This is a genomic window from Providencia sp. PROV130 (genome assembly GCF_028482225.1).
In the GTDB taxonomy this organism is placed as follows: Bacteria; Pseudomonadota; Gammaproteobacteria; order Enterobacterales; family Enterobacteriaceae; genus Providencia; species Providencia rettgeri.
This window is the reverse complement of sequence record NZ_JAMPQC010000005.1, coordinates 22,219-42,379: the sequence shown is the minus strand read 5'-3', so window position 1 is coordinate 42,379 and position 20,161 is coordinate 22,219. Positions and strand designations below refer to the sequence as shown.

Annotated in this window: 18 protein-coding genes; 13 read left to right on the top strand and 5 right to left on the bottom strand. The window is 39.9% G+C overall.

Translation table 11 applies throughout. The annotated features are described in order from the left end of the window. The first annotated feature begins 6 nt into the window (after nt 1–6). Entirely contained in the window at nt 7–234 is a 228-nt protein-coding gene (gene nqrM / locus PSF28_RS04110) for a (Na+)-NQR maturation NqrM (protein ID WP_198641892.1), read from the top strand. Between the two features lie 303 nt (nt 235–537). Here the strand turns inward: nqrM and PSF28_RS04105 are convergent, their stop codons facing one another. The 4 genes from PSF28_RS04105 to PSF28_RS04090 form a co-directional block, all read right to left on the bottom strand. Further along, nucleotides 538–738: a hypothetical protein gene (locus tag PSF28_RS04105; RefSeq protein ID WP_272684688.1), complete on the bottom strand. Its 201-nt coding sequence runs from the start codon at nt 736–738 to the stop codon at nt 538–540. Between the two features lie 54 nt (nt 739–792). Then, a complete protein-coding gene (locus PSF28_RS04100; RefSeq protein ID WP_272684687.1) occupies nt 793–1,155 on the bottom strand; it encodes a hypothetical protein in 363 nt (120 codons plus the stop codon). Nucleotides 1,156–1,483: 328 nt separating this feature from the next. Continuing rightward, complete coding sequence (locus PSF28_RS04095) at nt 1,484–1,798, bottom strand: hypothetical protein (RefSeq protein WP_272684686.1); 315 nt, start codon at nt 1,796–1,798, stop codon at nt 1,484–1,486. Between the two features lie 185 nt (nt 1,799–1,983). Next, entirely contained in the window at nt 1,984–2,898 is a 915-nt protein-coding gene (locus tag PSF28_RS04090) for a glycerophosphodiester phosphodiesterase family protein (protein WP_272684685.1), read from the bottom strand. A gap of 284 nt (nt 2,899–3,182) precedes the next feature. Here PSF28_RS04090 and dinB point away from each other — a divergent pair, with 284 nt between their 5' ends. Beyond that, nucleotides 3,183–4,238: a DNA polymerase IV gene (gene dinB / locus PSF28_RS04085; RefSeq protein WP_210837494.1), complete on the top strand. Its 1,056-nt coding sequence runs from the start codon at nt 3,183–3,185 to the stop codon at nt 4,236–4,238. 208 nt (nt 4,239–4,446) lie between these two features. On the opposite strand, the gene pepD is transcribed toward dinB, so the two are convergent. Next, nucleotides 4,447–5,907 (bottom strand): beta-Ala-His dipeptidase, encoded by a 1,461-nt coding sequence (pepD, locus tag PSF28_RS04080; protein ID WP_210837496.1) that lies wholly within the window; start codon nt 5,905–5,907, stop codon nt 4,447–4,449. Nucleotides 5,908–6,342: 435 nt separating this feature from the next. Between pepD and gpt the strand changes: the two genes are divergently transcribed. From gpt to alaS, 11 genes are all read left to right on the top strand, one after another. Then, a complete protein-coding gene (gene gpt / locus PSF28_RS04075; RefSeq protein ID WP_036958965.1) occupies nt 6,343–6,807 on the top strand; it encodes a xanthine phosphoribosyltransferase in 465 nt (154 codons plus the stop codon). 184 nt (nt 6,808–6,991) lie between these two features. Then, nucleotides 6,992–8,242 carry an esterase FrsA gene (gene frsA, locus PSF28_RS04070; protein WP_272684684.1) on the top strand — a complete coding sequence of 417 codons (1,251 nt, stop codon included), beginning with the start codon at nt 6,992–6,994 and terminating at the stop codon, nt 8,240–8,242. Between the two features lie 71 nt (nt 8,243–8,313). After that, nucleotides 8,314–8,715 (top strand): sigma factor-binding protein Crl, encoded by a 402-nt coding sequence (gene crl / locus PSF28_RS04065; RefSeq protein WP_272684683.1) that lies wholly within the window; start codon nt 8,314–8,316, stop codon nt 8,713–8,715. Nucleotides 8,716–8,831: 116 nt separating this feature from the next. Continuing rightward, complete coding sequence (gene proB / locus PSF28_RS04060) at nt 8,832–9,935, top strand: glutamate 5-kinase (protein ID WP_210837524.1); 1,104 nt, start codon at nt 8,832–8,834, stop codon at nt 9,933–9,935. Between the two features lie 2 nt (nt 9,936–9,937). Beyond that, entirely contained in the window at nt 9,938–11,191 is a 1,254-nt protein-coding gene (gene proA, locus PSF28_RS04055) for a glutamate-5-semialdehyde dehydrogenase (RefSeq protein ID WP_210837502.1), read from the top strand. Nucleotides 11,192–11,318: 127 nt separating this feature from the next. Continuing rightward, entirely contained in the window at nt 11,319–11,816 is a 498-nt protein-coding gene (gene aroL, locus PSF28_RS04050; protein ID WP_210837504.1) for a shikimate kinase AroL, read from the top strand. 140 nt (nt 11,817–11,956) lie between these two features. Beyond that, on the top strand, nt 11,957–14,104 hold the full coding sequence (gene aas, locus PSF28_RS04045; protein ID WP_210837506.1) for a bifunctional acyl-ACP--phospholipid O-acyltransferase/long-chain-fatty-acid--ACP ligase: 2,148 nt from the start codon (nt 11,957–11,959) through the stop codon (nt 14,102–14,104). A 1-nt stretch (nt 14,105) separates the two neighbouring features. Continuing rightward, nucleotides 14,106–15,317, top strand: coding sequence for a lysophospholipid transporter LplT (gene lplT, locus PSF28_RS04040; RefSeq protein ID WP_272684682.1), 1,212 nt, complete (start codon nt 14,106–14,108; stop codon nt 15,315–15,317). A gap of 4 nt (nt 15,318–15,321) precedes the next feature. Continuing rightward, a complete protein-coding gene (gene pncC / locus PSF28_RS04035) occupies nt 15,322–15,825 on the top strand; it encodes a nicotinamide-nucleotide amidase (protein ID WP_210837510.1) in 504 nt (167 codons plus the stop codon). Nucleotides 15,826–15,929: 104 nt separating this feature from the next. Next, nucleotides 15,930–16,997: a recombinase RecA gene (gene recA / locus PSF28_RS04030; RefSeq protein WP_004914068.1), complete on the top strand. Its 1,068-nt coding sequence runs from the start codon at nt 15,930–15,932 to the stop codon at nt 16,995–16,997. Nucleotides 16,998–17,323: 326 nt separating this feature from the next. Further along, nucleotides 17,324–19,951 carry an alanine--tRNA ligase gene (gene alaS, locus PSF28_RS04025; protein WP_210837512.1) on the top strand — a complete coding sequence of 876 codons (2,628 nt, stop codon included), beginning with the start codon at nt 17,324–17,326 and terminating at the stop codon, nt 19,949–19,951. Nucleotides 19,952–20,161: the final 210 nt, after the last annotated feature.

Genomic DNA, 20,161 nt, shown 5'->3' with positions numbered 1-20,161 from the left:
TAAAAAATGCTGAATATTTTTATTGCAGCCTTTGCACTGTTTTTGCTGGCCTTTTTAGGTATGTCACTTGGATATATTATTAAGCGTAAGAGTATCCAAGGTAGCTGCGGCGGGTTAAGCAGTATTGGTGTTGAAAAGGTGTGTGATTGCCCTGAGCCTTGTGATGCACGTAAAAAACGCATGGCGCGTGAAGAAGCCCGCCAAAAAATACTGGATAAAAACCGTATTATTTGAATAGTAATATTTAATGGTTATATAACTAGTAATGAGCTGGAGATGTCTAAATATAACTATTAGACATCTCCAAATATTATTTTATCTTGTATGAGCAAGAATATAATAAATCTTTACTAAGAATATGTTATAAACAACTTTATGACATCTGTGTTAAAGCCATTGAACAAGAACTCGATGAAGGAAAGGCAACATATAGGCGTTTGGAGTCGCCATTAACACCTATGATTGCTTTCCCATTATCTGAGGTAGCGAAGTTACAAGGAAGAAATGAATCATTACCCCAAGTTTCACCACTTTCTGTTATAAAAGTGACTTGCCAAGATATTTTTTTTCATAGAAAAAGACAAAATTATAGGCATTTTTTAAAACGTGTTTATCTTTTATATCATTAAAAACTTTATAGGTGTTCGTAAAATTAGATGTATTAATGACTAACTTAAATTCTTTGATATTTTTATTCCAATAATTTTCAACAGTTACTAAGCCTAATGGAGCTAGCATACTAACCTCTTAATATAAATTTACTCTATTTTTATCTTTTTTCTATTATATGGCCTAAATTAGCTGCATTCTCTTGGTGCATGAATCGGAGACTGGGTAATTAACATGCATGCTTTTTGTATTGCCATCAAATCTAATCGTAACCTTTCCATTATCACTGCTGTTAATTTGGCAAGGTAAAAAGTCACCACTACTCAACAGTTCATTATTTTTCGTTGTAACTTTAGCTTTCCAAGCACTTTTACCTGTTGTTGAGTAAGGGAATGAATTGGCAGTAGAGCTAGATGTGGAGTCTCCTAGATTATAAAATATAAACACACTATCATAGGGGTTGTCACTATTATGATAATGTATTTCAATTTTTTTTAATGTTTCATTCCAATAATTTTCGACAATCATTGTTCCAAGGTTTGACATGTAACCTCCTTTAATATCAAATAAATGTAATGGTTTTAAATGTGTAATTGATGTTTTTTTTAATAACAAAATACAAAACCAAGCTATAATTAAATTATTTTGTTCTTATGTTAATGTGTGTCTTTAATAATGTTTTAGGTTGGTTAATTATTATGGGGTTTATACTAATCTCTTATCTGAAAATTAAGAGATGTTCCAATTTATTATCCAAAATTTAAAATATCATATGGTTGAATTCTGTTATTATAGCCTATGTTTTTTGTTGCTTAGTTTTTCTTACTTAATTCCATTTTTTTAGAGCACGAGCTAGAGGATGGATAATAAACTGTCATATTTTCAAAATTTCCATCAAAACTAATTGTAACAGTATTATTATCATCAGGATTAATTTGGCATAGTAAAAAATCACCGCTGCTCCAAACAGTACCTGATTCAGTGCTAATTCTAGCTTTCCATGAGCTTTCACCTCTGGTTGATAAAGGAAATACACCGAATCTACGGTAGTAGACGACTGTCTACTTTCCAAATCAAAAAATACAAAGGCATTATTATTTGGAAGGTCACTATTATGGTAAAATATTTCAACTTTCTCTAATCTTTCATTCCAATAATTTTCTACCGTTATAGTTAAGTTGTTTGACATATAAAATCCTTTATTTTAGTTTATTTTTAAATGTTTTTTGTGGCGGATTAAATATATCAATTTTTCTATAGAGTTAAATTAAGAACAATTATTATTAATTGATGAAAAGGAATGAATGTTTTTAGGATGTGATTTAATTCCTAAGCTATTATTAAAGTAATAATAGCTTAGGTGATGTTATTTGATTATTTTTTAAATGCTTTTGGGGAATCAACCATTACAGCATCTACGCCAATTTCTTTTGCAAGTTGGTAGTCACTGTCAGTATTAACGCCAAAGACAATGATATAAGCATTGCCATTTTTTCTAAAACAGTCGATGGCTTCTTTATCCCATGAAAGGGTTGCAGGTGAACGTGCTTCTCCTAATGTATATTTTTCGACTACTTCAACTTTACGATGTAATTCAAAGCCATACCAACGAGTTGTTGTTTTGTCATTTGCTATTGAACATTGATGGTTCATCACAACATTTGCCAACAGGGTGCGAGTCTCATCACGACTTTCAAATAGTGGGATCTTTGGAGAAAGGGATTTGAGTGCTTTTAAAAATTCATCATTAGTGGAATAAAAACGTACTTGATTAAATGAATTGGTTTTATCTAAGAGGGCTAAAATCGCCTTTGCTTGAATATCAGGGCTGGCGTCAGGGGATTTTAAATCTATGTAGAAAGTTGTGTCTGGGTATTTTTGTAGAATACTTTCTAGTGTAGCGATAGTTGTTTTTTGTAATGGGAATTGCTGATTATGTTTTTGACTAAACTTATAAGCAGCATTGACATGATTGAGTTGTTCTACAGTATAAGCAGATACGTTACCTTTTTTGTCCGTCAATGAATCTAGATCACTCGGACGATATAGGACTAATTGATTATCTTTACTAAGTTGAACAGTAAGCCAAATAGCATCGGCATTATTTTGCTTGGCTAAATCAATGGCATAAATTGTGTTTTCTGGTGCATCCGCTGTTCCTGCACGGTGAGCTACAATTTTAGGTGATAGTGCTAAATTAGGTGATAGTGCGAAAACTGTTTGGCTAGCAAGCAGCATTATGAGAGGAGCCATAAATTTAACATATTTTGATGTTGATATAATTGCCATAGAGATGATCCATAAATAGTTTTTCAAGGTATTGTTGTTGGTAAAACAACTCTTTTTATTACTTTTTTGTTTAAAAGTAAGTATTAACGCTTATTTTTAAGACAAACTTTAAATCGAATCTTGAGTTGGATAGCTTGGCAGATGATTATTGCAATAATATGAATTGTCTAATTATCATGAGGTTAGATTTTCTATTCATCAATTTTATGGAGATGTGACAATAATTGCATGGCTAATAAAAATACTGTATATTTAATCAGGTGTTTGATTGGCAGAGCTAACCCGTGCGTAAAATTATTCATATTGATATGGACTGCTTTTATGCAGCGATCGAAATGCGTGACGACCCAAGCCTTCGTAATGTCCCCATTGCGGTGGGGGGAAGCGCAGATCGCCGAGGAGTTATTAGTACTGCAAATTATGAAGCCCGTCGCTACGGTGTTCACAGTGCGATGTCTACTGCGATTGCACTTAGGCTTTGCCCTCACTTGAAAGTGGTTCCTGGGCATATGGCACTTTACAAAGAAACCTCCCTGTATATTCGAAAAATATTTGCACGCTATACTGACCTCATAGAACCACTTTCTCTTGATGAAGCTTATTTGGATGTCACTGATTGTACGCAATTACATGGCTCTGCAACGCTAATTGCTGAGGCCATTCGCCAGCAAATCTTTGATGAACTGCAATTAACCGCTTCAGCGGGGATAGCGCCAATAAAATTTTTGGCGAAAATAGCTTCAGATATGAATAAACCTAATGGCCAATTCGTGATCACGCCGCAAAATATTGATCAATTTATTCTTAGCTTGCCTCTTAAAAAAATTCCTGGCGTGGGTAAGGTTACCGCTCAGAAATTAGCGGATATGGGGTTACTCACTTGTGCTGATGTCCAAAAATATGATGTTGTTACATTGGTTAAAAGCATGGGTAAATTTGGGCAGGTACTTTGGGATCGATGCCATGGTATCGATGAGCGTGCTATTAACCCTGATAGGCTCAGAAAGTCGGTAGGGGTTGAACGCACCCTTGCAGAAGATATATATCAATGGAACGATTGTCTGTTACTGCTTGATAGACTCTATGACGAGCTACAATTGCGTTTAGCGAAGGTAAAACCCGATCTGCGTATTGCCCGTCAAGGTGTAAAATTTAAATTTGCAGACTTTCAGCAAACAACACAAGAACACGTATACCCAATTCTCAATAAACAAGATTTAGTCCAGATAGCGAAACAAGTTTGGGATAATCGCCGCTTAGAGCGTGGTGTTCGGTTAGTTGGTTTGCATGTAATGCTGCAAAGCCCGCAGCTTGAAAGGCAATTATTGCTTGAATTATAAAAAACACTCATCGCATGATGGGTGTTTGAGGTTGTTAACAAAGCGGGATAAAAGCGTGGTTTTTCCCGCTTTGTGTTATCAGACGAAAATCAATAATTTGATTTTCCTCATTTATTTTCAAAACCTATTAGACTTGCCGCCAAACATAATATGTTTGTCAGCAGTGTGACCCCCCATCGCATGATGGGGGGTCACAACAATGAATTGTTTATTCTTTGACTGGAATTACTTTTAAAACCGCAGTTAGTAATTTCCAATACTCTCCAACGCTTGCAATGTGTACACGTTCATCAGGGGAGTGTGCACCGCGAATAGTTGGCCCAATTGAAACCATATCCATGTCTGGGTAAGGTTTTTTGAATAGACCACACTCAAGGCCTGCGTGGATCACCATGACATTCGGGATTTTACCGAACAGCTTGTTGTAGGTATCGCTGACTAAATGCATCACAGGTGAGTCTGCATCTGGTTGCCAACCTGGGTAGCTACCTTCTGCACGGTATTGGGCGTGTGCTAATTTACTGATAGATGTCAGCATGTTAACAACGTAGTTTTTACCGCTATCGATAAGTGAACGAACAAGGAAGATAATTTCTGCTTTATCTTCTGTCAGGCGAACAACACCTTCGTTAAGTGACGTTTCAACCACACCAATGGCAACATCACTCATGCGGATCACACCGTTTGGTGCTGCATTTAAGAAGAAAACAAAACGTTTTTGGCAATCGTCAGAAAGAGCTTTCAGCTCACTCTGGATTTCGTCTAGTAGCAGAACAAGGTTGGGTTCGACGACAGCTAATTCATTTTTCAGAATATCTTCATAACGTGCTCTTAGCGCAGTTAACTCAGCAACTTTGTCTGCTGGAACAGCAATAATGGCATAGGCTTCACGTGGAATCGCATTACGAACAGTACCGCCTCTGAAATCTAATAGTTTTAGGTTTAAATCTTCTGCGTGCCCAGCTAGAAAACGTGCTAACAGTTTATTGGCATTACCTAAGCCTAAATGTACATCACCACCTGAGTGCCCACCTTTTAGGCCTTTTAAGGTCATTGTGAAGGTTTTATAGCCTTGTGGTAATACTTCACGCGTCAGGTCAAACGTAGTGGTAAAGTCAACTCCACCAGCACAGCCCATGTAAATTTCACCTTCTTCTTCTGAGTCGGTGTTAATCAGAATATCGGCTTGTAACCAGCCTGCTTTCAAGCCAAATGCACCTTCCATGCCGGCTTCTTCGGTCATGGTCAGAAGAACTTCCATTGGCCCATGCTCAACACTATCATCAGCAAGAACAGCCAACGCAGAAGCTAAACCAATGCCGTTATCAGCACCTAAAGTGGTTCCTTCAGCGGTGACCCATTCACCATTAACATATGGACGAATTGGATCTGTTTTAAAGTCATGTACCGTGTCGTTATTTTTCTGTGGCACCATGTCTAAGTGAGCTTGTAAAACAACGCCTTTGCGGTTTTCATAACCAGGCGTTGCAGGTTTACGGATCAGAATATTGCCCACTTCATCGCGCTCAACGTGAAAGCCTTTTTGTTTTGACCAATCAACAATATGTGCGGCTAAGGCTTCTTCGTGGTATGAAGGGTGCGGGATAGAACAGATTTTCGCGAAGATGTCCCATAGTGGTTGGGGGGATAATATAGCAAGTTCAGACACGTTTTTCTCCTTTTCCCGTCATATTTTGAGTTGTAGCGTTGTTGGCTTCACTCGTAAACCCTAGTCACATACTTATGTATGCTCCTCGGGATTTTCTCATTTGCCGTCTAGCCACAACCCAAATTATTTAGGGAAAATATTTAATTTCCTTGGGGTATGGCATCACTAGTTTTATTGACCGAGCAACTCAAATTACCTCAGAGATTTTTAGTTGAGTTATGTTAGTTACTAGCTTGATATGCAAAATTAAATGATGCATTGCTGATAAACTCAGGATAACACTTTCTTTTGAGCAATGGACAGTGTAAATGATAATAATTAATGTCGAATGGTGCTTTTTACTGGTTTTTAACCGGCCAAATCACTATAATCTCGCGCAACCTTTTTTCCGCAAGACACATTTCAGATTTACTCAGCAGTCGGGACCCGAATTTTATGAGCGAAAAATATGTCGTAACGTGGGATATGTTGCAAATACATGCCCGTAAACTCGCACAACGTTTATTACCAGTAGAGCAATGGACCGGTATTATCGCGGTTAGCCGTGGTGGCCTTGTTCCTGGTGCACTTCTAGCACGCGAACTTGGTATTCGTAACGTTGACACCGTTTGTATTTCTAGCTATGACCATAACAACCAGCGCGAATTAACCGTGATTAAACGTGCTGAAGGTGATGGTGAAGGCTATATTGTCATTGATGATTTGGTGGATACAGGCGGCACAGCTCAAGCTATCCGTAACATGTACCCTAAAGCCCACTTTGTTACTATTTTTGCAAAACCTGCAGGGCGTCCATTAGTGGATGACTACGTAGTTGATATCCCACAAGACACATGGATCGAACAGCCATGGGATATGGGTGTCGTTTTTGTTAAACCATTGTGTGAACAAGATAAATAAATCTGTGTTTTACGCGAGTTTTAGGTAAAAACATTGTAATTATAAAGTGTTATAGAGTTTATTGATTGCAAAAACACATTAATACCTAAAATCTTTAAACTAAACACGATATAATTTGGGGAGTGCATTTTTGCATTCCCTTTATTTTTGGCCAAATTCAACTCTGATAGACAAGGAAATAGGGATGACTCAGCAAAACCTTTCAGAAAAACTTTTCAAACCTAAAGTCAGACAAGTTGAAACGTCAACATTAGTCTCTTATTCATCTCAAACAATTTCTCAAATTAAAGAACATAGCGTGTTAAGTGGATCTCACCATGCGGGGTGGTACCGTATGATTAACCGCTTAATGTGGATTTGGCGAGGAATAGACGCCTTAGAAATTGAAGAGGTGCTAAGTCGTATTGCTATCTCAGATGCTGAGCGTAGTAATGATAATTTATTGGATACGGTCATTGGCAATCGTCGTGGAAATTGGTGTTTTGAATGGTCTCAGCAAGCCATGCATTGGCAGCAAAAAGCATTAGAACTTGAAAAAGGTACAGACGCAGGGGACGCTTGGTTGCGTTCAGCTAACTTATACAGTATTGCTGCTTATCCTTTTATTAAAGGTGACGAGTTGGCTGATCAAGCTATTTTGCTGGCTTGTAAAGCGTATGATAGCGCAGCAAAGTTTTCTCAATATCGTTTAAAGAAAATTCCATTTAAAGTTGATGGTGGAAAAGAAGTCTGTGGCTTTTTGCATATTCCTTCACACGGTCAAGGGCCTTACCCGACAGTGATGATTTGCGGTATGTTAGATAGCTTACAAATTGATTTTTGCCGCTATTTCCGTGACTACCTCGAACCTCTCGGCATTGCGATGCTAACACTGGATATGCCGTCTATTGGTTATTCGGTAAAACAAAAGCTTACACAGGAAACAAGCACCCTACATGAGCAAATTGTTCGCCAGCTTGGGGATATCGCTTGGATTGACCACACGCGTTTTGGCATCGTGGGTATGCGTTTTGGCGCAAATATAGCGTTAAGATTAGCTTATATGTGTCCAGACAAGATTAAAGCAGTCGCTGTCATAGGGCCAATTGTGCACAGTTTATTGCATGAAGAGAAATATCAGCAGGATATTCCTCGGATGGTTTTGGATGTGTTCGCCAGTCGTTTGGGTATTTATCAAGTTGATGGTTCTGCTTTACGCCATGAATTAAGTTGTTATTCACTTAAAAATCAAGGGCTTTTGGGGCGACGCAGTAAAGTCCCAATGTTATCGGTTAGCCTTAAAGATGATATTTATAGCCCTAAAACCGAATCTGATTTAATTCGACGCTCTTCGATGGATGCTGATACGATAATGCTACCAAGCCAGCCTGTTTTTGCTAATTTTGAAAAGGCGTTAAGTGAAACCACTAATTGGTTAAAAGCAAAAATACTTTAATTTTATTTAATAACTTGCTTATTTTTACCCATTTGTTAAAAAGGGATCTTCCCAAGAAGGAGATCCTTAACATGGCTTTACCGACTGATTACTCAAATGGAAAGTATTTAAAGAAGTTTGCTTCGATAGGACCTTATTTACGTGAAAAACAATGTTTAAATGGCTGTTATATATTTGATAGCCTCGTTGTTTGCGTGAATGCAAATATTGCCCCAGAAAAACGTGAATTTTGGGGATGGTGGCTAAAATTGGTTGCAACTGATAAGGGCTTTGAATTTACTTATCATTTTGGCCTATACAACAGCCATGGTAGTTGGCAAGTCAAAACACTAAAAGACGCGGCAACCATTGAAGCGACTGAGCAAAATTTAGTGTCATTTCACCAAACCCTTGCAAAGCAATTATCTGACCTTGAGTTAAGCCTCTTTCCCTCCCCGCTAATGGCAGAATTAAAACTGGAATTAAGCGCATAAATTTGTTTTAAACCAACTTTTGTTGAATTTTGCGTTATGCTTGTTGGCATAACGCGCTTCTCCTGATAAAAATAATACCTACTTTTTGGTTTATTAATCCTAATGGCAGAAAAATGATGAAAAATAGCCAGACGCTGGTAGTTAAATTAGGGACCAGTGTATTAACAGGGGGCTCGCGCCGTTTAAATCAAGCTCATATTGTTGAGCTGGTTAGGCAATGCGCGCAGCAATATGAAAAAGGGCATCGCATTATTATTGTGACTTCTGGGGCAATTGCCGCGGGTCGCGAACATTTAAATTACCCCGAACTGCCGGCTACCATAGCATCTAAACAGTTGCTTGCGGCGGTCGGTCAAAGTCGTTTAATTCAGTTATGGGAACGGTTATTCTCCATTTATGGCATTCATATTGGGCAAATGTTACTGACACGAGCCGATTTAGAAGACAGAGAACGTTTCTTAAATGCACGAGATACCTTGCAAGCATTGTTAGATAACGGAATCATTCCAGTTATCAATGAAAATGATGCCGTTGCTACCGCGGAAATAAAAGTCGGTGATAATGATAATTTATCTGCTTTGGCTGCGATTCTCGGCGATGCCGACAAACTGCTATTACTCACGGATATCGAAGGCTTATATGATGCCGACCCACGCAGTAATCCAAATGCAAAATTGATCCCCGAAGTGTATGGTATCAATGATGAACTTCGTGAAATGGCGGGGGGAAGCGTCAGTGGGTTAGGAACTGGCGGAATGGCAACTAAACTACAAGCAGCAGATGTCGCGGGCCGCGCAGGAATTGATGTTATCATTGCTGCAGGCAATAAACCGGATGTTATTAATGCGGTTATAGAAGATCACCCTGTTGGTACCCGTTTTTATGGGCAAGAAAATCCAATGGAAAATCGTAAACGTTGGATTTTCGGTGCTCCAGCCGCTGGGGATGTTTACATTGATGATGGTGCACAACTGGCGATTATGGAAAAAGGCAGTTCATTGTTACCAAAAGGAATTAAAAAGATTGAAGGCGACTTCTCTCGAGGTGCAGTGATCCGTATTCGTAATATGGCAGGAAAAGACCTAGCTCATGGGGTCAGCCATTATAACAGTGATGCACTTCGAATGATTGCTGGGCACCATTCACAAGAAATCAGCAAAATACTTGGCTATGAACACGGTTCTGTGGCTGTTCATCGTGATGATATGATAGTGAGTTAATTATGTTAGAGACAATGGGTAAGGCAGCAAGAGTTGCTTCATGGCAATTAGCTCAGTTAAGTACCAAACAAAAAAATGCCGCACTATTACAAATTGCAGATCTACTAGAACAAGATAATGCAGTTATACTTGCAGCGAATCAAAAAGACATGGCGCAGGCAAAAGCAAGCGGTATGAGTGAGGCGTTACAAGACCGCTTATTATTGACGCCAGAGCGTTTAAAAAGTATTGCTGATGATGTCAGAAAAGTATGTCAATTAGCTGATCCTGTTGGGCAAATCATTGATGGAAGCCAATTGGATAGCGGTTTAAATTTACAACGGCGCCGTGTTCCATTAGGAGTTGTTGGCGTTATCTATGAAGCACGCCCTAATGTCACCGTTGATGTGGCTTCGTTATGTTTAAAAACAGGTAATGCGGTCATTTTACGTGGTGGGAAAGAGACGCATCATACTAACCTTGCGGTGGTGGAAGTTATTCAAAAAGCATTGGAAATTAGTGGATTGCCAGCAGATTCAGTACAAGCTATTAATAATCCGGACCGTGAATTAGTTGCGCAATTACTCAAATTAGATCGTTACGTCGATATGCTAATCCCTCGCGGCGGTGCGGGGTTACATAAATTATGTCGTGAGCAATCCACGATCCCGGTAATTACTGGGGGAATTGGCGTTTGCCATACGTTTGTTGATAAATCGGTGGATTTTAATAAAGCCATTAACGTAATTATTAATGCGAAAGTTCAGCGCCCAAGTGCCTGTAATTCACTTGAAACATTATTAGTTCATAAAGAAATTGCGAGTGAATTCCTACCGTTTTTAAGTGAAAAAATGGCGCAGCAACAAGTCACACTGCATGCGAGTGAAAAAGCACTCCCATTACTAAAACAAGGCCCAGCGAAAGTTGTTGATGTTAAACCTGAAAACCTTGTCGATGAGTGGCTATCACTGGATCTTAACGTAGAAATTGTTGATGACATTGACGCGGCTATTGACCATATTCGTCAGTATGGTACTGCGCATTCTGATGCTATCTTGACAGAATCTATTCATCAAGCTGACTATTTTGTTCAATGTGTAGATTCAGCAGCGGTATATGTTAATGCAAGCACTCGCTTTACTGATGGTGGGCAGTTTGGTTTAGGTGCAGAGGTCGCAGTGAGTACGCAGAAATTACATTCACGTGGCCCTATGGGGTTAGATGCACTAACAACGTATAAATGGATCGGATATGGCGACTTTTTGAGTCGTCCGTAATGAGTAAAAATGATGAGATAGCCACACTTGTGTGGCTTTCTTTTTTTATTTGTCAAATTAGGCAATTTATCATAAGCAAATTTGTAATCAGTATTGCTTAGTATTCATGATGATGGGATGAAATTTAATGTTTTACATTATCGGTCCAAGAGGTTCGGGTAAAACCACAATTGGTAAAAAATTTGCAGAATCTAAAGGCTATCAATTTGTTGATACAGATAAATTGGTTTTAGAAAAAGCGGGAAAAAGCATCGCTGAAATTGTTGAACAGCACGGTTGGGATTACTTTCGTCAGCTAGAAACTGACGTCCTTAAGTCGATTAAGCAAAACAATATAATTGTTTCTACTGGCGGAGGCTTGGTTCTCGCAGAAGAAAATCAGCAAATTATGCGTAATAACGGCACTGTTATTTATTTAAATACCCATCCTGAAGTTTTAGCAAAACGCCTTGCAGCAGAGCCACAAGCGGATCAACGACCAAGTTTGACCGGGAAATCTTTAGTTGAAGAAATTGAAGAAGTGATGCAACAAAGGGAACCTATCTACCGTGCGACAGCTCACCATATTATTGATGCTGCACAGCCTGTCGACGATATCATCGCACAACTTAATGATTTAACTTAAACCCATGAGTGATAAGCCAGCGGTGTTTTCGGAATATACTAATTAGAGTAAAGGGAGTAGCTCAGTAAGATAGAAGTTACTAAAGGTATAGTCATATCACACTAATATATAAAAATATAATCATAGTATAGGGACTCATTATGTTGGCAAAGATAGTCAAAACAGTACTTAAATTTTTGTTTCGCGTGCAAGTTATCGGCGATGCGAAAGAGTTTAATCAAGATAAATGCTTGATTACACCTAATCATGTTTCTTTCCTTGATGGTGTATTAATCGCGCTTTTCTTACCTGTTAAACCTGTATTTGCTGTTTATTCAACATTTGCCACACCGAAAATGGTGAAGCGCCTTAAGCCCTATGCGGATATTGTCCCTCTTGATCCTGCCAACCCTCTAGGTATTCGTCATCTAGTTAAAGAGGTAGAAAAAGGGCGCCCGATAGTTATTTTTCCAGAAGGCCGAATTTCGGTTCATGGCTCTTTAATGAAAATATACGAAGGAGCGGCTTTTGTGGCCGCAAAGTCCGGAGCAAAAGTTGTTCCTATTCGTATAGAAGGGGCTCAATATAGCCATTTTGGGCGTTTGAAAGGCATTTTTCCATTAAAATGGTTTCCGAAGATCACATTGCATATCTTGCCAGCACAAGCTATACCAATGCCAGAAGCACCTAAGGCTGTAGAGCGTCGAGCTCTGGCTGGTGAACACCTGTACCAAATCATGAAATCTGCTCGAATGTCTTGTTTACCACAAGTCACATTAGTTGAAGAATTTATTCAAAGTGTTCAGTTTTTTGGCCGTCGTACGCCTTGTATTGAGGACATCGCATTTAAAGAAGACTCATATCAATCCCTATTGAAAAAAACCTTAGGGGTTGGTCGTATTATTGAACGCTATACACATGAAAATGAAAGAGTTGGCCTATTATTGCCAAATGCGACAGTCACCGCGGCCGCAATTTTTGGCGCTTTAATGAGAGGCCGAGTGCCTGCTATGCTCAATTACACCGCAGGCAGTCACGGTATTAGCAACGCGTTAAAAGCCTCTGCGGCGAAAGTCGTCTTTACTTCGCGCCAATTTTTGGAAAAAGGCAACTTAACGCATATTCCAGAACAAGTACCAGAAGCAAGTTGGATTTACCTTGAAGATTTAAAAGATACGGTAACATGGCAAGATAAAATATGGATTATTAAGCACTTATTTAATCCTAAAAAAGCCATTATTCCCCGAAAACCGTCCGATGAAGCGATTGTTTTATTCACATCCGGCTCGGAAGGTACACCGAAGGGTGTTGTCCACAGCCATGCCAGTTTAATGGCAAACGTAGAACAAATTAAAACGATCGCCGATTTTACACCTCGTGACCGCTTTATGTCGTCACTGCCGTTATTTCACGCATTTGGTTTGACGGTTGGTTTATTTATCCCTCTATTTTCAGGAAGCCGAGTTTTCCTTTATCCAAGCCCATTGCATTACCGAGTCATTCCTGAATTAGTCTATGACAAAAACTGCACCGTATTATTCGGAACATCAACCTTTTTAGGCAACTACGCACGGTTTGCTCATCAGTATGATTTCGCACGTTTACGTTATGTGGTTGCCGGTGCAGAAAAATTATCGGATAAAACGAAAAAAATCTGGTTTGATAAATTTGGCATCCGAATTCTTGAAGGTTATGGGGTCACTGAATGTGCACCAATTGTATCAATCAATGTCCCTATGGCCGCGAAAGAAGGCTCTGTTGGGCAAATTTTACCTGAAATGGAAGCGCGAATTATTCCAATTTCTGGAATTGAACAGGGTGGTAAATTACAGCTTAAAGGCCCAAATATTATGAAAGGGTATTTGCGCGTTGAAGCCCCAGGCGTCCTTGAAACACCACAAGCTGAAAATGCACAAGGTGAAATAGAGGAAGGTTGGTACGACACTGGTGATATCGTTGAATTAGACCATAAAAATTTCTGTACTATAAAAGGCCGTGTTAAACGTTTTGCTAAACTTGCAGGCGAAATGGTTTCCCTCGAAAGTATCGAGCAAATGGTGGCATCTCTTTCTCCCAATGCAAATCACGGTGTGGTTACAAAGCCAGATAGCAGTAAAGGTGAAGCGCTTGTTTTGTTCACAACAGATAAAGAATTAGACCGTAGCGCATTATCCAGTGCAGCCAAAAGCAAAGGGTTAACCGAGTTAGCGGTTCCACGCGATATTCGTTTTGTTAAAGAGTTGCCAGTGCTAGGTAGTGGTAAAACGGATTTTGTTACATTAAAGCAAATGGCATTAAAGGATGAATAATATGCAAGAAAGCACTTCCAATTCACCGCTAATGAGCCGAGGTATGAAAGCAGTACTGGCTTCACAGTTCCTCTCTGCATTTGCGGATAATGCATTATTATTTGCCATATTAGCCCAGCTCAAAGCCGAATTTTACCCCGAGTGGAGTCACCCTATCTTGCAAATGGTGTTTGTTTTCACTTATATCATTTTAGCGCCATTTGTTGGGCAAATTGCCGATAGGTTCTCAAAGGGCCGAGTGATGTTGTTTTCTAACATCTTTAAGTTTATTGGAGCATTAGGGATTTGTTTTGGCCTAAACCCATTCCTTTGCTATGGGTTAGTAGGTATCGGTGCCGCATCCTATTCACCGGCTAAATACGGTATTCTCGGTGAACTCACTGGTGGCGATAACCTTGTTAAGGCCAATGGTGTGATGGAGGCTTCAACAATTGCAGCCATTTTAGTGGGGTCAGTTGTCGGAGGAATGCTTTCCGATATTAACTTAATCTTAGTGTTAGGTACATGTGCTGCACTGTATGCGTTAGCCGTTATCGCAAATTTTTTCATTCCACACTTAGCTGCGGCGAGGCCTGGAAAAGGTTGGGATCTTAAGCTGTTGATGACGTCTTTTTTCAGTGCTTGCCGTGTGCTATGGGCGAATCAAGAAAGTCGTTTTTCACTAGTCGGAACTAGCTTGTTCTGGGGAGCCGGGGTAACGTTGCGTTTTTTACTCGTTGCATGGGTGCCTGTGGCGTTGGGGTTACAAGACAACACCACACCAACCATTCTAAATGCAATGGTTGCGGTGGGGATAGTCGCAGGTGCGGGGCTTGCTGCCAAATTTATTACCTTAAAAACGGTTTATCGATGCATCCCTGCGGGAGTTATTATAGGTGTGATGGTAGTGTTACTTTCTTTGCAAACTAACATTATTCCATCCTATTTTATTTTAATCATTCTTGGGGTTTTTGGCGGTTTATTTGTCGTTCCATTGAATGCATTATTGCAAGAAAAAGGGAAGGAAACCGTTGGAGCAGGGAATGCGATCGCCGTACAAAATTTAGGTGAAAATAGTGCAATGCTGATTATGTTAGGCTTGTACTCACTCGCTATTAAAGCAGGTTTGTCAGTTGTGAATGCGGGTATTGGTTTTGGTGCTGTATTTGCAATTGCGATTGCAGGTTTATGGGTTTGGGATCGTGCTCGTAAAAAATGGCATAAAGGTAGATAACATCATGATAGATGAGAAGCGGCTTGAAACACTGAGTATTCAGGTTGGACTGAAATTGAAAGATCAGGGTAAAACAGTCACAACCGCCGAGTCTTGTACCGGGGGTTGGGTTGCGAAGGTTTTAACCGATATCTCGGGTAGCTCAGATTACTTCCAGCGCGGTTTTGTGACATACAGTAATGAAGCAAAGCATCAAATGATCGGTGTTAAGAGTGAGTCTTTACAACGGTATGGCGCTGTAAGCCAACAAGTTGTTACTGAAATGGCGGAAGGCGCTTTGCAAGAAGCCTGTGCAGATTTCGCTGTTTCAGTTAGTGGAATTGCAGGCCCTGGGGGCGGTAGTATAGAAAAACCTGTTGGTACGGTATGGTTTGGTTTTGCGCAAAAACAGGCAGACCAAACGGTATTTGTTACAACACAACATAGAGTGTTTCAAGGAAACCGAAACGAAGTTCGTTTTCAATCAACAGTTTATATACTTGAAACACTTTTAAAGCAGTTAAATTAAAAATTTCCTTGATACTGTATGATTATACAGTATAATTAATTTCAACAAACCGAATTCAATCGTTTTATTTGCAGTGGTCAAAGCATTGCACTTAGGGAGTAAACATGGCTATTGATGAAAACAAACAAAAAGCACTTGCAGCAGCATTAGGCCAAATTGAAAAGCAATTTGGTAAAGGCTCCATTATGCGTCTTGGTGAAGACCGCTCTATGGATGTTGAAACTATCTCAACAGGCTCCTTATCCCTTGATGTTGCATTGGGTGCTGGTGGCTTACCACTAGGTCGTATTGTTGAAATCTACGGCCCTGAATCCTCAGGTAAAACAACACTAACCCTGCAAGTTATTGCAGCAGCACAACGTAGCGGTAAAACGTGTGCTTTTATCGATGCTGAACACGCTTTAGACCCTATCTATGCTAAAAAATTAGGCGTCGATATCGATAACTTACTGTGCTCTCAACCCGATACTGGTGAACAAGCGCTAGAAATTTGTGATGCATTAACTCGCTCAGGTGCAGTTGATGTGATCATCGTTGACTCCGTTGCTGCGTTAACACCAAAAGCGGAAATTGAAGGTGAAATCGGTGATTCACATATGGGCTTAGCTGCTCGTATGATGAGCCAAGCAATGCGTAAGTTAGCGGGTAACTTAAAAACATCTAATACCCTACTGATCTTTATCAACCAAATTCGTATGAAGATTGGTGTTATGTTTGGTAACCCAGAAACAACAACGGGTGGTAATGCATTAAAATTCTATGCATCTGTTCGTTTAGACATCCGTCGTATTGGTGCAGTGAAAAATGGCGAGGAAATCGTCGGTAGTGAAACTCGCGTTAAAGTGGTAAAAAACAAAGTTGCAGCGCCATTTAAACAAGCTGAATTCCAAATTTTGTATGGTGAAGGTATTAATACCTTCGGCGAGCTAATTGACTTGGGTGTAAAACACAAATTAATTGAAAAAGCAGGGGCTTGGTATAGCTATAACGGCGATAAAATTGGCCAAGGTAAAGCTAACTCAACAAATTATTTAAAAGAGCACCCTGAAGTCGCCCAAGAAATTGATACCAAACTGCGTGAAATGTTATTAAACCACACAGGTGAATTTAGCAGTGCGGCAACAGACTTTATCAATGATTCTGATGAAGAGGAAACACCAGAAGAATTTTAATATCAATCTAGTTAATTGATTGGTAAGTAAATTATAGGCGCTCCACTAATGTGGTTGCGCCTGTTTTATTTTAAACCTATTACATTAATAGTTTATTGAACAGTTTTTCTGTGGAAAAATACACCAGTGCAAGGTATAAACATACTTTCAGAAAATATCTAGACGCTTTACAATGAAAGCTGCGAATGGATGTATCTATATTTTACTTCTGCACAAAGAGACTTTATCTTATCAGTCACTTTTTAATCGGAGAGTTGATTAGAGGTGATGTTACATTCCATCTCAACAATTCGTAATTCTGTTTCCAGCTTGATATCGGGATAAATATGAGTAAAAGCACCGCTGAGATCCGTCAAGCGTTTCTCGACTTTTTTCATACAAAAGGTCATCAAGTGGTCTCTAGTAGTTCACTAGTGCCAAATAATGACCCTACACTATTGTTCACAAACGCAGGGATGAACCAGTTCAAAGATGTATTTCTTGGTCTGGATAAAAGAGCATATTCCCGAGCGACAACCGCGCAGCGCTGTGTGCGCGCAGGTGGTAAACATAACGACTTAGAAAATGTGGGCTATACCGCTCGCCACCATACATTTTTTGAAATGTTAGGCAATTTTAGCTTTGGCGATTACTTTAAGCATGACGCTATCCGTTTTGCTTGGGAATTATTGACTAGCGAAGAATGGTTTAACTTACCAAAAGAAAGGCTGTGGGTGACCGTTTACGCAACTGACGATGAAGCTTATGACATTTGGAACAAAGAAATTGGTGTTCCAGTTGAGCGTATTATTCGTATCGGTGATAACAAGGGCGCGCCATATGCGTCAGATAACTTCTGGCAGATGGGTGATACTGGTCCTTGTGGCCCATGTACCGAGATTTTCTATGATCACGGTGACCACATATGGGGTGGACCTCCAGGAAGCCCAGAAGAAGACGGTGATCGCTATATTGAAATTTGGAACTTGGTCTTCATGCAATTTAACCGTCAGTCTGACGGGACAATGGAGCCTCTGCCAAAACCTTCAGTCGATACAGGAATGGGCTTAGAGCGTATTTCTGCAGTATTGCAGCACGTTAATTCAAACTATGAAATTGATATTTTTCGCGATCTCATCGCTGCAGCCGCTAAAGCAACAGGTGCGACGGATTTAGAAAATAAATCATTACGTGTTATTGCTGACCATATTCGTTCTTGTGCATTCCTTGTTAGTGATGGTGTTATTCCATCAAATGAAGGTCGTGGTTATGTTCTGCGCCGCATTATCCGTCGTGCTGTTCGTCATGGTTATATGCTTGGTGCCAAAGATACCTTCTTCTATAAATTAGTCGCGCCACTGATTAACGTCATGGGGTCTGCGGCTGATGAACTTGGACGCCAGCAAGCAATGGTCGAAAAAGTTCTCAAGACCGAAGAAGAGCAATTTGCTCGCACTTTAGAACGTGGTCTTCAGTTATTAGATGAAGAACTTGCCTCACTGAAAGGGGATACTCTGGACGGTGAAGCCGCATTCCGCTTATATGACACCTATGGCTTCCCAATCGATTTAACGGCAGATGTTTGCCGTGAACGCAATATTAAAGTCGACGAAGAAGGTTTTGAGCGAGCGATGGAGGACCAGCGTCGTCGTGCGCGCGAATCCAGTGGTTTTGGTGCAGATTATAACTCTTTAATTAAAGTTGATAAGCGCAGTGAATTCTCCGGTTATCAATATGATGAGCAACAAGCGACTATTACTGCATTATATAAAGATGGCCAGCCTGTAGACAGCTTGAATGCAGGTGAAGAAGGCTTAGTTATACTAGACAAAACAGCATTTTACGCAGAGTCTGGTGGGCAAGTCGGTGATACTGGTTATTTAAATAATGATAGTGTGAGCTTCAAAGTTACTGACACACAAAAATATGGTCAAGCGATTGGGCATATTGGTAAGGTTGAAGCGGGAACACTCGTTGTTAACCATAGAATTACCGCTTTTGTGGATAGTGCTAGACGTGATGCTATACGTTTGAATCACTCAGCAACGCACTTACTGCATGCGGCATTACGCCAAGTATTAGGTGACCATGTTTCTCAAAAGGGGTCATTGGTTAATGATAAATACTTGCGTTTTGACTTCTCCCATTTTGAGGCGATGACACAAGACCAACTACGCCAAGTAGAAGATATTGTGAATGCGCAAATCCGTAAAAATTCAGAAATTGAAACTGAACTGATGGATTTAGAAGGTGCAAAAGCAAAAGGCGCTATGGCATTATTTGGTGAAAAATATGAAGAGCGTGTACGTGTTCTGAGTATGGGTGATTTTTCTATCGAATTATGTGGTGGTACTCATGCGCGTCGTACCGGAGATATTGGTTTATTCCGCATTCTGAGTGAATCGGGTACCGCTGCGGGTGTTCGTCGTATTGAAGCGACGACAGGTACTACAGCAATTGAAAGTATTCACAATCAATCAGAGCAACTTTCGGCAATTGCACACTTGGTTAAAGGTGATATGAATAGCCTTGTCGAGAAAGTGAAAGCGGCATTAGATAAATCTCGCCAGCTCGAAAAAGAAATTGTGCAACTAAAAGATCAACAAGCATCTCAAGAAAGTGCTTCACTAAGTAGCAAAGCGAAAGACGTGAAAGGCATCAAATTATTAGTGACTCAATTAGGAGATACTGATCCTAAGTTGTTGAGAACTATGGTTGATGACCTTAAAAATCAGTTGAAATCAGCGATTATCGTGCTTTCAACAACAAGTGGTGATAAAGTCAGTATGATTGTTGGGGTGACTAATGATTTAACTGCTAAAGTTAAAGCAGGTGACTTGATTTCCCATATTGCAAGTCAGGTTGGTGGTAAAGGTGGTGGCCGCCCAGACATGGCTCAAGCAGGAGGTACTGACGTTAACGCATTGCCTGCTGCGATGGCGAGTGTCGAAGAATGGGTTGAAGCACGCCTGTAAGCACTTACAAAGTTGCCTCATTAAAAGATGAGGCAACTTTAATCTGTTGCGGCATTGTTAATGTATCGTTTGTAGTGCTATATTTTGCTTGTAAATAATTAGAATGCTTGTATTGATGGCATCAATGCTTTAGGTGAATGTCATTGCTTTACGTTTTCACGGTGTGTGATGGACAATAGCGGGGGATACCTAGAGACCCGACTCTTTTAA

Coding starts and splice junctions, on each gene's coding strand:
- nqrM (WP_198641892.1), top strand. CDS start 7: ATGCTGAATATTTTTATTGCAGCCTTTGCACTGTTTTTGCTGGCCTTT.
- PSF28_RS04105 (WP_272684688.1), bottom strand. CDS start 738: ATGCTAGCTCCATTAGGCTTAGTAACTGTTGAAAATTATTGGAATAAA.
- PSF28_RS04100 (WP_272684687.1), bottom strand. CDS start 1,155: ATGTCAAACCTTGGAACAATGATTGTCGAAAATTATTGGAATGAAACA.
- PSF28_RS04095 (WP_272684686.1), bottom strand. CDS start 1,798: ATGTCAAACAACTTAACTATAACGGTAGAAAATTATTGGAATGAAAGA.
- PSF28_RS04090 (WP_272684685.1), bottom strand. CDS start 2,898: ATGGCAATTATATCAACATCAAAATATGTTAAATTTATGGCTCCTCTC.
- gpt (WP_036958965.1), top strand. CDS start 6,343: ATGAGCGAAAAATATGTCGTAACGTGGGATATGTTGCAAATACATGCC.
- frsA (WP_272684684.1), top strand. CDS start 6,992: ATGACTCAGCAAAACCTTTCAGAAAAACTTTTCAAACCTAAAGTCAGA.
- crl (WP_272684683.1), top strand. CDS start 8,314: ATGGCTTTACCGACTGATTACTCAAATGGAAAGTATTTAAAGAAGTTT.
- proB (WP_210837524.1), top strand. CDS start 8,832: ATGAAAAATAGCCAGACGCTGGTAGTTAAATTAGGGACCAGTGTATTA.
- proA (WP_210837502.1), top strand. CDS start 9,938: ATGTTAGAGACAATGGGTAAGGCAGCAAGAGTTGCTTCATGGCAATTA.
- aroL (WP_210837504.1), top strand. CDS start 11,319: ATGTTTTACATTATCGGTCCAAGAGGTTCGGGTAAAACCACAATTGGT.
- aas (WP_210837506.1), top strand. CDS start 11,957: ATGTTGGCAAAGATAGTCAAAACAGTACTTAAATTTTTGTTTCGCGTG.
- lplT (WP_272684682.1), top strand. CDS start 14,106: ATGCAAGAAAGCACTTCCAATTCACCGCTAATGAGCCGAGGTATGAAA.
- pncC (WP_210837510.1), top strand. CDS start 15,322: ATGATAGATGAGAAGCGGCTTGAAACACTGAGTATTCAGGTTGGACTG.
- recA (WP_004914068.1), top strand. CDS start 15,930: ATGGCTATTGATGAAAACAAACAAAAAGCACTTGCAGCAGCATTAGGC.
- alaS (WP_210837512.1), top strand. CDS start 17,324: ATGAGTAAAAGCACCGCTGAGATCCGTCAAGCGTTTCTCGACTTTTTT.